This is a genomic window from Rouxiella sp. Mn2063 (genome assembly GCF_049319665.1).
Classification (GTDB): domain Bacteria; phylum Pseudomonadota; class Gammaproteobacteria; order Enterobacterales; family Enterobacteriaceae; genus JBMOUD01.
Genome location: NZ_JBMOUD010000003.1, coordinates 52,792 through 67,811, shown reverse-complemented (window position 1 = coordinate 67,811; position 15,020 = coordinate 52,792). Strand labels below are relative to the sequence as shown.

Genomic DNA, 15,020 nt, shown 5'->3' with positions numbered 1-15,020 from the left:
TATGCAGAATGTTAATGGGGAATATTTTCTACGCTTATTTTCATTGCCATGAAAAATATAGAAATAATAAATCCAGTCGCCTAGAAACGGCAAAAAATTTCACTTTATATTGGCACTACGATTAAAAAATATCGCTGATTGAGTCAATGCAGCCAACATCGTAGAATAAAAATACTTAAGCTAAAAAATAGAAAACAAAAAAGCGCCCGAAGGCGCTTTTGGCATGTTAAGACAAATTAAACTAATGCTTAACCAATCACTTCCAGTCCGCGCATATAAGGACGCAGAACCTCCGGCACTTCGATACGGCCATCGGCTAACTGGTAGTTTTCCAGTACTGCAACCAACGTGCGGCCAACAGCCAAACCAGAGCCGTTCAAGGTATGAACCAGGCGCGGTTTTTTCTCGGTTTTGCTACGACAACGTGCTTGCATACGACGTGACTGGAAATCCCAACAGTTTGAGCATGAAGAGATTTCGCGATAGGTGTTCTGTGCTGGCAACCACACTTCTAAATCGTAAGTTTTGCGGGCACCAAAGCCCATATCACCAGTACAAAGCAACATTTTGCGGTAAGGAAGTTTCAGCAACTGCAGCACTTTTTCCGCATGGCCGGTCAACTCTTCCAGCGCCTGCATTGAATCTTCAGGGCGCACAATCTGCACCATCTCGACTTTTTCGAATTGGTGCATACGGATCAAACCACGCGTATCGCGGCCATAAGATCCTGCCTCAGAACGGAAACAAGGCGTATGCGCGGTGAATTTCAACGGCAACAACTCTTCTTCGACGATCTCATCGCGCAGCAGGTTGGTCACAGGGACTTCTGCGGTCGGGATCAACGCGTAATTGCTGCTGCCCGCTTCTTCACTCAGCGGACGGGTGTGGAACAAGTCCTCACCAAATTTTGGCAACTGGCCGGTACCATATAAAGAATCATGGTTAACCAGGAAAGGCACGTTGGTTTCCAGATAGCCGTGTTCCTCAGTATGCAAATCCAGCATGAACTGAGAAAGCGCGCGGTGCATACGAGCAATCTGCCCTTTCATCACCACAAAGCGAGAACCTGTCAGCTTAGCACCGGCGGCAAAATCTAGCCCCTTAGCGCCCTCGCCTAATGCAACGTGGTCAAGCACTGGGAAATCGAACTGACGAGGCTCGCCCCAACGACTGACTTCCTGGTTTTCAGTGTCATCTTTGCCCAAAGGTACAGAATCATCTGGCAAGTTAGGTACGGCTAACGTGACATCGCGGATCTCATTTTGCAACGTCTCTAACTCAGCCTTAGCGGCATCGAGCTTCTCACCCAGTTCATTGACTTCCTGACGCAAGGCATCGATGTCTTCACCACGCGCTTTAGCAGCACCGATCGATTTCGATCGGCTGTTACGTTCAGCTTGAAGTGTTTCCGTTTCTACTTGCAAAATTTTGCGGCGTTCTTCCTGAGCGCGCAGCGTGTCTACATCGAGTTTAAAACCTCTGCGAGCAAGTTTTTCTGCAACTGCGTCTAGCTCATTACGCAGCAGATTGGGATCGAGCATGCTAATCCTGTACTTGTTGTAATTGAATAATGTTTTGATGATACATGCCGCCGTAACTGGCAACATGTCAAAGAGTTATCAGCAGTAACCTTACCGCAACAACAAAGTTAGCGGTAGCGTTTTGTCGGGCTATTTTGATCTTGTTCAGTTAACCATGCCAGCTTTTCGCCGATCTTGGCTTCCATCCCGCGATTGGTCGGGTAATAGTATTGCGTTTGCGCCATTTCTGGTGGGAAATACACCTCCCCGGCGGCATAAGCATTGGTTTCATTGTGCGCGTAGCGATACTCCGCTCCCAACCCCATCTCTTTCATCAGCTTGGTTGGCGCATTACGCAAATGTTCCGGCACGTCATAATCAACCCGCTCACGCGCATCATGCATCGCCGCTTTGAAAGCCGTATAGACCGCGTTGCTTTTTGGTGCACAGGCCAGATACACAATGGCCTGGGCAATCGCACGCTCGCCTTCAGCAGGCCCTACGCGAGTAAAGCAATCCCAGGCAGCAATCGCAATTTGCATCGCTCGCGGATCGGCGTTACCGACATCTTCAGAGGCGATAGCCAGCAACCGGCGTGCAACATACAGTGGATCGCCACCGGCAGTAATAATGCGCGCATACCAATAGAGTGCGGCATCGGGTGCCGATCCACGGACCGATTTATGTAACGCTGAGATCAAATCGTAATAGCGATCGCCTTTATTATCAAAACGCGCGCTGCGTTCACCCGAAATTTCATTTAATAGCTCTGGCGTTAAGGTACGTACACCTTTGGCATCGATTTCGGCCATATCAGCCATCATTTCAATACTGTTTAGCGCACGGCGAGCGTCACCATTGACCAACTCCGCCAACAAGCGCCGCGTCTCTGCTGGCACGTTGATTTTTTCTCTACCATAGCCACGATCAGAATTGGTCAGCGCCTGTTCAATCACCTTCTCGATATCTTCTGGCGTTAACCCTTTTAACAGGTAAACGCGCGCACGAGATAACAATGCCGAATTAAGCTCAAAAGAGGGATTTTCTGTCGTCGCGCCGATGAAGGTAATGGTGCCATCTTCGATATGTGGCAGGAACGCATCTTGCTGACTTTTGTTAAAACGATGCACCTCGTCAACAAATAGAATGGTGCGTCGACCCGCGTTGCGGTTTTGTCTTGCTCGCTCGATAGCTTCGCGGATCTCTTTGATACCGGAGGTGACGGCGGAAATGCGCTCGACATCGGCGTTAGCATAGCGACCAATCAGCTCGGCTAACGTCGTTTTACCCGTTCCCGGAGGCCCCCACAGGATCATTGAATGCAAATGACCCTCCTCGATAGCGCGAGGCAAGGGTTTACCCGGAGCCAGCAAGTGCTGTTGGCCAATATATTCCGCTAACGTGACTGGCCGCATTCTTGCGGCCAGTGGCTGGAATTCATTTTGGGAAAAATCGAGCGACAGATTGCTCACATGGCCCTCTCTTTTGCTCCCCGCGCCCTTACTGACGCTGGTCGTCGACCGTTACGCCTTTAGGCGGGGTGAATTGGAATTTTGAATCGTCAACCGAGGCATTTTGTTCGCCTTTCAGTTGGTAAGCGCTGCGCTGACCGTCTTGTTCAACAGCCGTAAAGCTCTTGATAGTACCGGTTGGCGTTACAGTGATCGCGAACTGCTTCAAATTACCCGCCGCCGTTTTTGGCGTCAGTTCAAAATCATCGCCTTTTTGTTTGACGTTGTATTTAGCCCAGTCGCTGCTGTCATTGCGGGTGATTAACATAAACGGCGTGTTGCCCGTAGCATTTTTCAGCCAAGTCGCGGTGACTTGCTCAACAAACGGGTTATAGAACCACAGTGTTTTACCATCAGAAACCAGTACGCTTTCATCCGGTGATGTCATGTGCCAGTTAAACAAGTTCGGGCGTTTAACCCACAGCTGGCCTTCGCCTTGCTGCACATTGGAGCCATCATCAGCGGTAACCGTCTGAGTAAAACTGGCGTGGAAAGTATTTAATTTGCTTAAACGGCTTTTCAAATCGCTGCTGGCATCGGCAAAGACTGCGCTAGAGACAAACGCGGTCAACAAACAGCCCACTGCTAATACTTTTTTCATTGTGCTACTTACCTTTAGAATCCATTGCAATCTGACAATATTCTTGGCTATCTCCGCCACGCATTGCAGTGCGCGGATACACCAAGAATTCTTGCGTGAACTGTATCCGAGACAAGATAAGCTGGATAGCTTATTTATCTGATAATTAATGATTTTACGCTTCTTTTCAAAAGGGCCGCATCAGCGGCCCTCGAATGGGTTATAAAGCCGTCCGTTCGCGCTGATTATTCATGCGATGGCGGTGCTAATACTTCGCGGTTGCCATTATGTCCAGGCGCACTGACAATCGACTGCGCTTCCATCTGCTCAACGATACGCGCAGCTCGGTTATAGCCGATACGGAACTGCCGCTGTACACCAGAGATTGAAGCACGACGTTTATCAACCACAAAAGCCACGGCCTGATCGAACAATGGATCAAGCTCTTCGCCGTCTTCAAGACCTTGGCTGCTGCCTTCACCATCATCACCACCGCTGGTAATGCTGTCGATATATTGCGGTCGGCCACGAGCCTTCCAATCTTGAACCACAGCATGGACTTCCTGATCACGAACGAACGCTCCGTGAACACGTACCGGAATCGAGGAGTTAGGAGCCATATAAAGCATATCCCCCATCCCCAGCAGAGATTCTGCGCCGCCTTGGTCAAGAATAGTACGTGAGTCAATCTTGCTTGATACAGTAAAAGCAATACGGGTTGGGATATTAGCTTTGATCAGGCCGGTAATTACATCAACCGATGGACGCTGAGTCGCTAATACTAAGTGGATCCCGGCAGCACGCGCCTTTTGCGCCAAGCGTGCAATCAGTTCTTCCACTTTTTTGCCAACCGTCATCATCAGGTCAGCAAACTCATCCACCATCACCACAATGTAAGGTTCTTTTTCCAACATCGGCGGTTCTGCGGCCATGCCATCGCCCGGTTTCCAGAATGGATCGGGGATTGGACGCCCCATCTCTTCCGCTTCTTTAACCCGATCGTTATAACCTGCCAGATTTCGCACGCCCAATGCCGACATCAGTTTATAACGGCGCTCCATCTCACCAACACACCAACGTAATGCGTTAGCAGCATCTTTCATATCGGTAACCACTTCGGTTAACAGATGCGGGATACCTTCATAAACTGACAACTCGAGCATTTTCGGGTCAATCATGATGAAACGCACGTCTTTCGGCGTAGCTTTATACAACATGCTGAGGATCATGGCGTTAACGCCGACCGATTTACCAGAACCCGTCGTACCTGCCACCAACAGATGTGGCATTTTTGCTAAATCGGCAACCACAGGCTCACCAGCGATATCTTTGCCCAGTACGATGGTCAGCGGTGATGGGCTGTCTTTAAACGCAGGACAATCGAGCACTTCACGTAAATAAACGGTCTGACGATGTTTATTCGGCAGCTCTAAACCAACATAAGGTTTACCCGGAATCACTTCCACAATACGCACAGCGACGGTAGAAAGAGAACGCGCCAAATCTCGTGACAAGTTGGATATACGCGCCGCTTTTACACCCGGTGCCAAATCCAGCTCGAAACGGGTAATGACCGGCCCGGGAAGTTTATCTACCACATCAGCTTTAATACGGTAATCATTCAGACGCGCTTCGATAAGTTGTGCTGTCTGCTCCAAAGCAAACATATCAACCGGTTCGTTTTCAGCCGGTGCTGAAGTCAGCAAATCTAAGCTCGGCAGCGGCGTCGTTGGCTTGCTTAACGGCTGGTCATTACGCATCAAGAACGGGTGAATCAAACTATCCATTGCCGGTTTAGCAGGTTCAACTGGTTGCTGATACGCCGATGTATTGCTGCCACTGTTTTGAACATAAGCCGTGTCCGCCGCAGGTTGATGTGTTTTATCTTCCGCAGCAGACGATAGCGTAAACAGCGGCTCAACCGGTGAATCATCAATCAAATCAGCCATCGGCGAGAAATTGAATGCTTCGTGATCGATGACTTTCTGCAACTCACTAGTATCAAAACGTTCCGGCGCATCACTCTGTGACGGCTGTTGCCACGTCGCCGCCGCAGGTTCTTGACGCATGTTATGCGCCGAATAAGAATCTTGCGAATAGGAAGCGGCATGACTCACGCCAGACTGAGTGTTATCAACGTGCAGGTTATCAGACTGATAACGAGCCTGTTCACGCGCAGCAAAGGCTTCACGCAGTTGCGCCAGTTCAGCCGCTTCTTCCGCTGAAATCGGTTCATCGTCAGCGGATTCTTGGTTGCCGTGTTCATAACTACTTTGTTCATAACCATTTTGTTGATGAACATTAGCGTCGCTATCTGTCTGTGTATAACGTTGCTGCTGCTGCGCGGCAAAAGCTTGTGCTAATGCTGCTTGCTCTTGCTCAGCCGCTTCGTCCTCATCAACTTGCGATGTCAGTTGCTCATTTTCTTGAGCCTTCAACGCTTGCGCTGCTTGCGCTGCTTGCGCTTTTTCCTGCTGCTCAGCTAAACGCTGAGAAGGCAGTTTAATACCATAAGAGGCCAATTCACGCCGCGTCGGCAGCCGCACTGGATTAGGTCGTGGCAACTGTGGCCCATCACCTTTTTTAACCTGCGGATTACCATCGCTGAACGCGTTAAATGCCGGCATAAATAGATTGCTAGACTCGGACGATTGCCCAGCCTTAGCTAAACCTGTTGCCAACGCTGCGGTAGCGGCCAAGCTATTGACGGCACCACTATCAATCTGCGGGCTATTGAAACCAGACGACGAGCGCTCATGTGTCGACTCAATGGCTTGAGACCAATTGCCCATACGTGGACCATCATCGTCGACGGTCGTATCAACAACAGGCGCCACCGTATTGACTGATGGTCGCTCCGTATTTTGTGGCAGACTCGAATTTGGTGACTGAACTGTATTTAATGGTTGAGCTGTATTGAATGGCTGAACCGTATTGATCGATGGCTGCGTTTGTTCAGTACGCAGTACTGGCGTTTCTTCAGGGATTTCGAAACGATATAGCGGCGGCCGAATAGGTTCGGCGATGCTCAGAGTTTCAGGCTCTACAGGCTGTTGCTGTACCGTTGCTTGATGAAGCGGCTGCAATGATGGCATCTGCTGTGGTTCTAACGGCGGCATCTGCTGTACAGGCTGCTGATGAAGCAGCTCGGCCGGCTGTTCGCTTTCTACTGATGGCGCAACAGGCGCAAAATCCGTAGATTCATGTGCCGGTTGTGCTGCCGTCGTCAATGAAGGCGCAGAAAATAGCACGTCATCAAGTTCATCAGCCGCAGGTTTGGCACTGGCCGCCAGCGAAGCCGCAGCAGCGCCTAAAGGCAGAGCCTTAGATTTTTCTGGTACAGATGCACGTACTGGTGGTTCATCGTCATAGCCGTCATCATCATGCTCATCATATTCATAATGGTCATCACGACGAGAACGATTGGTCACAAAGGCCGTTGTGCCCAAGACGACGGCACCAATTTTTTCGGCAATGACCAACCACGACCAGCCAGTAAATAACGTTAACCCCGCGGCCCAGATACACAGCAGCGCAAGTGTCGCGCCTACGCTATTGAACCAGGTTTTCATCGCCGTGCTCAACAAACTGCCTATCACGCCACCCGAGGTGAAGTTATAAAGGTCATCAAAATTGAGCGCAGCTAATCCACACGAGGTGAGAATAAGGGCTAAGGTACCGATCAGGCGCAATGCCAGTGCAAAGTAATCAACATACTCGCGTTGTTCACGATTGCGGTAGGCGGCCCAGCAAAGGCTAAGGATGATGATAGGGATCGCGTACGCCAGAACACCAAAAATAAAGAATAATGTATCGGCAATCCATGCACCAACGCCCCCACCCAAATTATGGATAGGGCCATGCCACGAAGTCTGAGACCAGCTCGGATCGGACTGATTAAAACTAAGCAACGCTGCCATCAAGAAGACGGCAAATACCGCAATAACAACCAGCACGGCCTCTAAGATACGGCGACCGCTGCTGAGTCTATTTAAGGTAACGTTTTTATCTTCTGTATATTCCTGGCTCAAGAAAGGCTCTCCAGGTTCCTGTGGACTGAAATAGCTCGGACGTCGAGAGCACGTCTCAACGCCGAGGCTGTATAGATAAACAGGAGTGTAGCTAAAATAAGAAGGTTTTGCACCTGCACCTTTTACTTATCGTGTCTTAATGACCAAACGATTCGTCTGTTTCACTTCTTCCATAACGACATAAGTACGGGTGTCATTAACGCCCGGCAAACGAAGTAAGGTCTCACCGAGTAATTTACGATAAGCAGACATATCAGGTACACGAGTTTTCAACAGGTAGTCGAAATCCCCGGAAACCAAATGACACTCTTGGATATCTTCAAGTTTTTGTACCGCTGCGTTGAATTGTTCAAACACATCTGGCGCACCACGGTTCAACGTGATCTCAACAAACACCAACAATGACGCATCTAAATAATGTGGGTTGAGTAACGCAGTATAACCGTGAATAAAGTTCTGGCGTTCTAAACGACGAACACGCTCAAGACAAGGCGTTGGCGATAGCCCTACACGTTTTGAAAGCTCAACGTTTGAAATACGCCCATCTTTTTGCAATTCGTTCAGAATGTTACGATCGATACGGTCGAGATCTTTTCCCGGACGTTTTTTATTATCTACCATTATTATTGTCTCTCTGCTGTTCATCCATGCTATTGCTTTATCTCAATTGACTTCAATGTATTGAGGTTTTTATCTAGCGAAGACCTGTTTGTTTTAGGTTTTGGCGCCCTGTTTACATACGTCAACCCTGTCTAAGGAAACGTATTTCATTGCCTTTAAGCTGAAAGAAGAAATATCACCAAGAAATTAACAGATTATCTCTATTGCACATCATTTGAACGCTCAAAAAACATGCAAGCCAAGACTATTTTGGTCGATATAGCACCACATCGTATTATTTCAAGTCACCGAGAGGCGATAAATTTCTTCTCCCCTGATGTTTTCGCAAATGCACAGCGGATTGTCAAAGCAAAAGAAGCAAAATCAGAAGAACATGCCAGATTGAAATGTTACAACGTCTTTTTGGCCTATGTTTCATCATTGTTCAGTAACAAAAATTTATTTCTCTTTTGCTATATTCTTGACCACATACCGGGCCAGAAAGCACAATTTTAGCGAAACCTCACAATCTATCTATCAGATAAACGACTAATCATTAATAGACAATTTCCCAATGGCTATCAGACCAATCGCTAATAACAATTAGATTAATCGTCAAGAACAGCCGAGTTTACTTTTTTTACGCTGCGGTTTTACCTACAATCCCTCTTAATTAAGTCCTCAGCCAACCTGGAGAAGAAGTAGACATGGGCACGGTTAAACATAGTAAGCTATTGATTTTAGGTTCAGGTCCAGCAGGTTATACCGCTGCTGTATATGCCGCTCGTGCAAACCTTAATCCGGTTCTGATCACAGGGATTGAAAAAGGCGGTCAATTAACCACCACAACCGAAGTTGAAAACTGGCCAGGTGACCCAGAAGGCTTGACAGGCCCAGGTCTGATGGAGCGCATGCATGAACATGCAGCGAAGTTTAATACCGAAATCATCTTCGACCATATTAATCGCGTAGAGCTGCAAAATCGCCCGTTCCGTTTGTTTGGCGATAGCGAAGAGTACACCTGTGACGCGTTGATTATCGCGACAGGCGCTTCAGCGCGTTATATCGGCTTACCTTCTGAGGAAGCTTTCAAAGGCAAAGGGGTTTCTGCCTGTGCGACTTGCGATGGTTTCTTCTATCGCAATCAGAAGGTCGCGGTTGTTGGCGGCGGAAATACCGCGGTTGAAGAAGCACTTTATTTGGCCAACATCGCCTCTGAAGTTCACTTGATTCACCGCCGTGAAAACTTCCGTGCAGAGAAAATCCTTATTGACCGTCTGAATGAAAAAGTGAGTAACGGCAATATTGTGCTGCATACCAACAAAACGCTGGAAGAAGTGTTGGGTGATGACATGGGTGTGACTGGCGCTAATTTACGTGATGTTCACAACGGTGAACTAAGCAAAATTGATGTCGCAGGTATGTTCATTGCTATCGGCCATAGCCCAAATACCGCTATCTTTGGCGAGCAACTGGCGCTGGAAAATGGCTACATCAAAGTCCAGTCTGGTATTCAGGGCAATGCAACCCAAACCAGCATCCCGGGCGTTTTCGCAGCAGGCGATGTAATGGACCACATCTATCGCCAGGCTATTACCTCTGCGGGTACCGGTTGCATGGCAGCGCTAGATGCTGAGCGCTATCTCGATGGCGTAGCAAACGCCGTTGTAAAATAATCGCAACCGCTGTTTTAGCGTTAGATTTTAAGAAGGCACCGGCTAAGGTGCCTTCTTCTTTTGAAAGCTTTTATTTCCCTGAGCGATGCAACCGTTTTCAGCTAGCTGTTTTAAGTAACCTCTTAGCCCTGTACTATACGCAGGCTTTTCCGCATGGAAAGTAAGGGATGATAGTGTCGCCTTTGCGATATTTTTTAACCATACGAGCGTGAATCAGGGTTGTTGGATGCATTGATCCCCTGCTTTATTCGTATGTCACTTTTGACCGACGTAAGCGCCATACACCGGTCATGACTGCGCAGACTGGATGCCTGATGAATAAAACTCGACAACAAGAACTTATCCGCTGGCTAAAACAACAAAGTTCCAGAGCGAGAAACTGGATCCGCCTGTCTATGATGTTGGGCCTGCTTTCTGGTTTACTGATTCTGACGCAAGCTTGGTTATTAGCGGGCTTACTCCACAGTTTGATCATTAGCCACACTCCACGTGAATCCCTTATTCAAGGTTTCCTCTTTTTAGCGTTAACTTTTTTACTACGTGCAGTGATTACCTGGTTGCGAGAACGCGTCGGTTTCATTTGTGGCAGGGTGATCCGCGAAGAAATGCGCAAAATGGTGCTGGATCGCTTACATCTGCTCGGTCCTGCGTGGATCCAAGGTAAACCCGCCGGCAGCTGGGCTACATTAATCCTTGAGCAAATTGATGATATGCAGGATTACTACGCCCGTTACCTGCCACAAATCTCATTGGCAGGGATCATTCCATTATTAATTCTGATCAGCATATTCCCGATTAACTGGGCCGCAGGGCTGATTTTACTGTTCACCGCCCCGCTTATCCCATTGTTTATGGCCTTGGTAGGCATGGGAGCCGCCGATGCGAATAGACGCAATTTCGCCGCTTTGGCACGTTTAAGCGGCAGCTTCCTCGACAGCTTACGCGGGCTGGACACCTTGCGATTGTTCCATCGCGCTGACGCCGAAACCCAGCAGATTACAGCGTCGACAGAGAGTTTTCGTGCCCGCACGATGGACGTATTACGCCTCGCCTTTCTCTCTTCGGCAGTGCTAGAGTTTTTTGCGTCGCTATCAATTGCCATCGTCGCGGTTTATTTTGGCTTCTCCTATTTGGGCGAACTGAATTTTGGTAGCTATGGTACCCCCGTCACATTGTTTGCCGGTTTTTTAGTCTTGATTCTGGCGCCGGAATTTTTCCAGCCTTTGCGCGATCTCGGTACGTTTTATCATGCTAAAGCGCAGGCCGTCGGCGCAGCAGAAAGCCTGTTAACCTTCCTGAGTGCACAAACCGAACAACGCGGCACTGGAACGCAAGCGCTATCGCCATCTTCATCGGTCAAGCTGCATGCTGATAATCTGGTTATCCTATCGCCTTCAGGTAAAACGCTCGCTGGACCACTGAACTTTACCTTAAGCGCTGGCCAACGCGTTGCCGTTGTTGGCGTAAGTGGCGCAGGCAAAAGCTCGCTTATCAATGCGCTACTCGGCTTTCTCCCCTATCAAGGATCTCTGAGCGTTAATGGGCAAGAGCTGCGCGATATTCTGCCTGCCGATTGGCGAAAAAACCTCAGTTGGGTTGGGCAAAACCCGCATCTTCCAGAACAAACTCTACGAGCCAACATTCTGCTCAGTCAGCCTGATGCCTCAGAACAACAACTGCAATCAGCGATCGAACGCGCTTATGTCAGTGAGTTTTTAGCCTTGCTGCCACAAGGGCTGGAAACGGAACTCGGCGATAGCGCAGCGCGACTTTCCGTTGGCCAGGCGCAACGCATTGCGGTAGCTCGCGCCTTGCTGAGCCCTTGCCAATTATTATTACTCGATGAGCCCACTGCCAGTCTGGATGCTCAAAGTGAGCAGCGAGTGATGTCTGCACTTAATCAAGCCTCTTACCAGCAAACGACATTGATGGTCACTCATCAATTGGAATCGACTGTCGATTACGACGAGATCTGGGTGATGCAGCAAGGGAAAGTCATCGAACAAGGCAGTTACGCGCAGTTAGCAGCACAATCAGGTCCCTTTGCTCATTTGCTCAATCAACGCGGAAAGGAGCTGTAATCATGAAAGTATTACTGCCCTATTTGGCACTCTATCGCCACCATGCCGGGCGTATGACACTCGGCGTGATTCTGGCTATCGTCACCTTGCTCGCCAGCATTGGATTACTCAGCCTTTCGGGTTGGTTCCTGGCCGCATCTTCGCTCGCAGGATTAGCTGGGCTTTACAGCTTTAACTATATGTTACCCGCCGCAGGAGTGCGTGGCGCGGCTATTGCGCGAACTGCCGGCCGCTACGCCGAACGATTGGTCAGCCATGATGCCACCTTCCGCGTATTAGCCCATTTACGCGTTTATACTTTTAAGAAAATCCTGCCATTATCTCCCGGTGGATTAGCCCGATTCCGTCAGGCTGAGCTGCTCAACCGTTTGGTCGCGGACGTTGATACGCTCGATCACCTTTATTTACGCGTATTGTCACCGTTAATTACCGCACTGATAGTGATCATCGTTGTTACCGTTGGCTTAAGCCTGCTGGATATCCAACTGGCTATTACGCTGGCAGTTATTATGCTGGCGCTGCTGGTATTGCTGCCGGTGGTTTTTTATCGTCAGGGCAAACCGATTGGAACAGAGCTTACTCAGTTGCGTGCCGAGTACCGCACCCAGCTAAATAGCTGGTTGCAAGGTCAGGCCGAACTCGTGGTATTCGATGCTCAACCTCGCTTCAGACAACAGCTGGACGAGACAGAACAACGCTGGCTGCACCGTCAACAGCAGCAAGCCAAATTGGGGGGAGTATCACAAGCACTGATGATTGCCGCCTCTGGTTTGACCGTGACACTGCTGTTGTGGATGGCAAGCGGCGGCCTTGCTACCACCTCGCAACCAGGGGCGCTAATTGCGCTGTTTGTCTTTACCCCGCTTGCCGCTTTTGAAGCATTAGGCCCGGTTGCTACCGCTTTCCAACACCTTGGTCAGGTCGTGGCATCCGCCAGCCGGGTAAGTCAGATCATCAATACGCAACCTGCTGTCAGCTTCCCTGAACAAGGCCCAAATGCAGCAGCCCAAGCCCATTTACAAATTAAAGGGGTAACCTTCACTTACCCAGAGCAGCCTTTGCCAGTATTGCGAGATATTAACCTTGATATCTCCGCAGGCCAGCATATTGCTCTATTGGGCCAAACCGGTTGTGGTAAATCGACGCTTGCCCAGTTAATTACCCGAGCCTGGGATGTACAACAAGGCGAAATCAGCCTCAACGGCGTGCCGCTCGCGCAATATGACGAAGCAACGTTGCGATCGATGATGACGGTGGTGAGCCAACGTGTTCACATCTTTAACACAACCCTGCGCGACAACTTGCTAATGGCAGCGCCTGATAGTAGTGACCTTCGTTTAACCGAGGTACTACAACAGGTTGAGTTACCGCAGTTGCTGGAAGACGAAGGATTGAACGCATGGTTGGGTGAAGGGGGACGTCAGCTATCAGGAGGAGAGCAACGCCGCCTGGGACTGGCTCGTGCTTTGCTGCATGACGCACCGCTCTGGATACTCGATGAGCCGACGGAAGGATTGGATGCAGAAACCGAACGTCATATTTTATTATTGATCGAACGCTGTTGTGCCGATAAAACGCTAATATTGATCACTCACCGGCTACATGGCCTGGATAAAATGAGTCAAATTTGCGTCATGGAAGAAGGACATATTGTTGAACAGGGTTCGCATGCCGAACTGGTGAGCATCACCGGCCGCTATGCTCGCTATTTACAGCGACATAAACCGATTGACGGCAGCATGACGCCGTAATCACGACAATGTGGCCCAATGACGCACAGTTTCATTAATTAAAATATGGCTAGGCGGGCAATGATGCCCGTGTACAAGGAAATCTATGCGTCTGATACAGCTTCCAGCGAACTCAGTCAACTTCCCTAACCCGGAGCTGGCTTTACGTCAACCAAACGGCCTGCTGGCGTTAGGCGGCGATTTAGAGCCTGCTCGTTTGCTTTCAGCTTATCAACGCGGAATATTTCCCTGGTTTGAACCTGGTGCGCAGATTCTGTGGTGGTCTCCCGATCCTCGAGCAGTACTTTTTCCTAATGAGCGCCACATTAGCCGTAGTTTTCGTCGTTTCCTGCGCCAAACCACTTATCGATATAGCCTTAATCAGGCATTTAATCAGGTTATTAGCGCCTGTGCAGAGCATCGGAGCGAAGGTACCTGGATCGGACCGCAGGTGATAAAAGGTTATCAACAGCTGCATGAGATGGGAGAAGCACATTCTATTGAGGTATGGGACGGTGATGAGCTAATTGGCGGTTTATATGGTGTTGCTGTCGGCCAGCTTTTTTGCGCGGAATCAATGTTTAGCCGTAAAATAAATGCCTCAAAATGCGCATTGATGGTTTTTTGCCAACATTTTACCCGCAATGGAGGAGAACTGATTGACTGTCAGGTGCTCAACCCTCACACTGCGTCGCTGGGTGTACGCGAGATACCACGTCGCCAATTTTTGCAGCAATTATCAGGGTTTTCGCAACGCCAGTTGCGGCCAGAATGCTGGTTGCCACAAGACTTACCCCCACATGACGTTGAATTGCCGTTCCCATGAAGGAATAGGGAATGGATGCGGTTTATACCAACACTCTTTACATAATGTGGGTTTTTCGGCATTATCTTGCCGGTTAAAAACTATGGTAGTAAAACCTAGAGGACTCGATGGCCAAAGAAGACAATATTGAAATGCAGGGCACCGTACTTGATACGCTGCCAAACACCATGTTCCGCGTTGAATTGGAAAACGGGCACGTGGTCACCGCTCACATCTCCGGTAAAATGCGTAAGAACTATATCCGCATCCTGACGGGCGACAAAGTCACTGTAGAGCTGACCCCGTACGACCTGAGCAAAGGCCGCATTGTCTTCCGTAGCCGTTAATCGGCTGACTCATCGCTGATTATCTGGCGATACATGAGGTTACTCCTCTTCGCCCTTCCTATTACAGGTAAGGGCGTTTTGTGATTTCCGCAATTTAGTAGCAGACTTTGTAGTACTTTATCAAACCTACAGACACAAA

At 49.1% G+C, this 15,020-nt stretch carries 10 protein-coding genes; 5 read left to right on the top strand and 5 right to left on the bottom strand.

Going from position 1 to position 15,020, the window contains the following annotated elements; all coding sequences use genetic code 11:
- Positions 1-248: 248 nt before the first annotated feature.
- The 5 genes from serS to lrp all read right to left on the bottom strand — a co-directional run bounded on the left by serS (position 249) and on the right by lrp (position 8,263).
- Positions 249-1,541 carry a serine--tRNA ligase gene (serS, locus tag ACL9RG_RS05715; protein ID WP_422791641.1) on the bottom strand — a complete coding sequence of 431 codons (1,293 nt, stop codon included), beginning with the start codon at positions 1,539-1,541 and terminating at the stop codon, positions 249-251.
- A gap of 107 nt (positions 1,542-1,648) precedes the next feature.
- Complete coding sequence (locus ACL9RG_RS05710) at positions 1,649-2,992, bottom strand: replication-associated recombination protein A (RefSeq protein ID WP_422791640.1); 1,344 nt, start codon at positions 2,990-2,992, stop codon at positions 1,649-1,651.
- A gap of 28 nt (positions 2,993-3,020) precedes the next feature.
- The gene (gene lolA, locus ACL9RG_RS05705) at positions 3,021-3,632 is read right to left on the bottom strand and encodes an outer membrane lipoprotein chaperone LolA (protein WP_422791639.1); all 612 of its coding nucleotides are present in this window, start codon (positions 3,630-3,632) and stop codon (positions 3,021-3,023) included.
- Positions 3,633-3,856: 224 nt separating this feature from the next.
- Positions 3,857-7,642 (bottom strand): DNA translocase FtsK 4TM domain-containing protein, encoded by a 3,786-nt coding sequence (locus tag ACL9RG_RS05700; protein ID WP_422791638.1) that lies wholly within the window; start codon positions 7,640-7,642, stop codon positions 3,857-3,859.
- A 126-nt stretch (positions 7,643-7,768) separates the two neighbouring features.
- On the bottom strand, positions 7,769-8,263 hold the full coding sequence (gene lrp, locus ACL9RG_RS05695; RefSeq protein ID WP_009636652.1) for a leucine-responsive transcriptional regulator Lrp: 495 nt from the start codon (positions 8,261-8,263) through the stop codon (positions 7,769-7,771).
- A gap of 686 nt (positions 8,264-8,949) precedes the next feature.
- On the opposite strand from lrp, the gene trxB reads away from it, so the two are divergent.
- The 5 genes from trxB (at position 8,950) to infA (ending at position 14,881) form a co-directional block, all read left to right on the top strand.
- Positions 8,950-9,918, top strand: a complete 969-nt coding sequence (gene trxB / locus ACL9RG_RS05690; RefSeq protein WP_422791637.1) for a thioredoxin-disulfide reductase — start codon at positions 8,950-8,952, stop codon at positions 9,916-9,918.
- Positions 9,919-10,232: 314 nt separating this feature from the next.
- Positions 10,233-11,999, top strand: a complete 1,767-nt coding sequence (gene cydD, locus ACL9RG_RS05685) for a heme ABC transporter permease/ATP-binding protein CydD (RefSeq protein ID WP_422791636.1) — start codon at positions 10,233-10,235, stop codon at positions 11,997-11,999.
- 2 nt (positions 12,000-12,001) lie between these two features.
- Entirely contained in the window at positions 12,002-13,750 is a 1,749-nt protein-coding gene (cydC, locus tag ACL9RG_RS05680; RefSeq protein ID WP_422791635.1) for a heme ABC transporter ATP-binding protein/permease CydC, read from the top strand.
- An 85-nt stretch (positions 13,751-13,835) separates the two neighbouring features.
- The gene (gene aat / locus ACL9RG_RS05675; protein ID WP_422791634.1) at positions 13,836-14,555 is read left to right on the top strand and encodes a leucyl/phenylalanyl-tRNA--protein transferase; all 720 of its coding nucleotides are present in this window, start codon (positions 13,836-13,838) and stop codon (positions 14,553-14,555) included.
- Positions 14,556-14,662: 107 nt separating this feature from the next.
- Complete coding sequence (infA, locus tag ACL9RG_RS05670; protein WP_002211347.1) at positions 14,663-14,881, top strand: translation initiation factor IF-1; 219 nt, start codon at positions 14,663-14,665, stop codon at positions 14,879-14,881.
- Positions 14,882-15,020 lie beyond the last annotated feature (139 nt).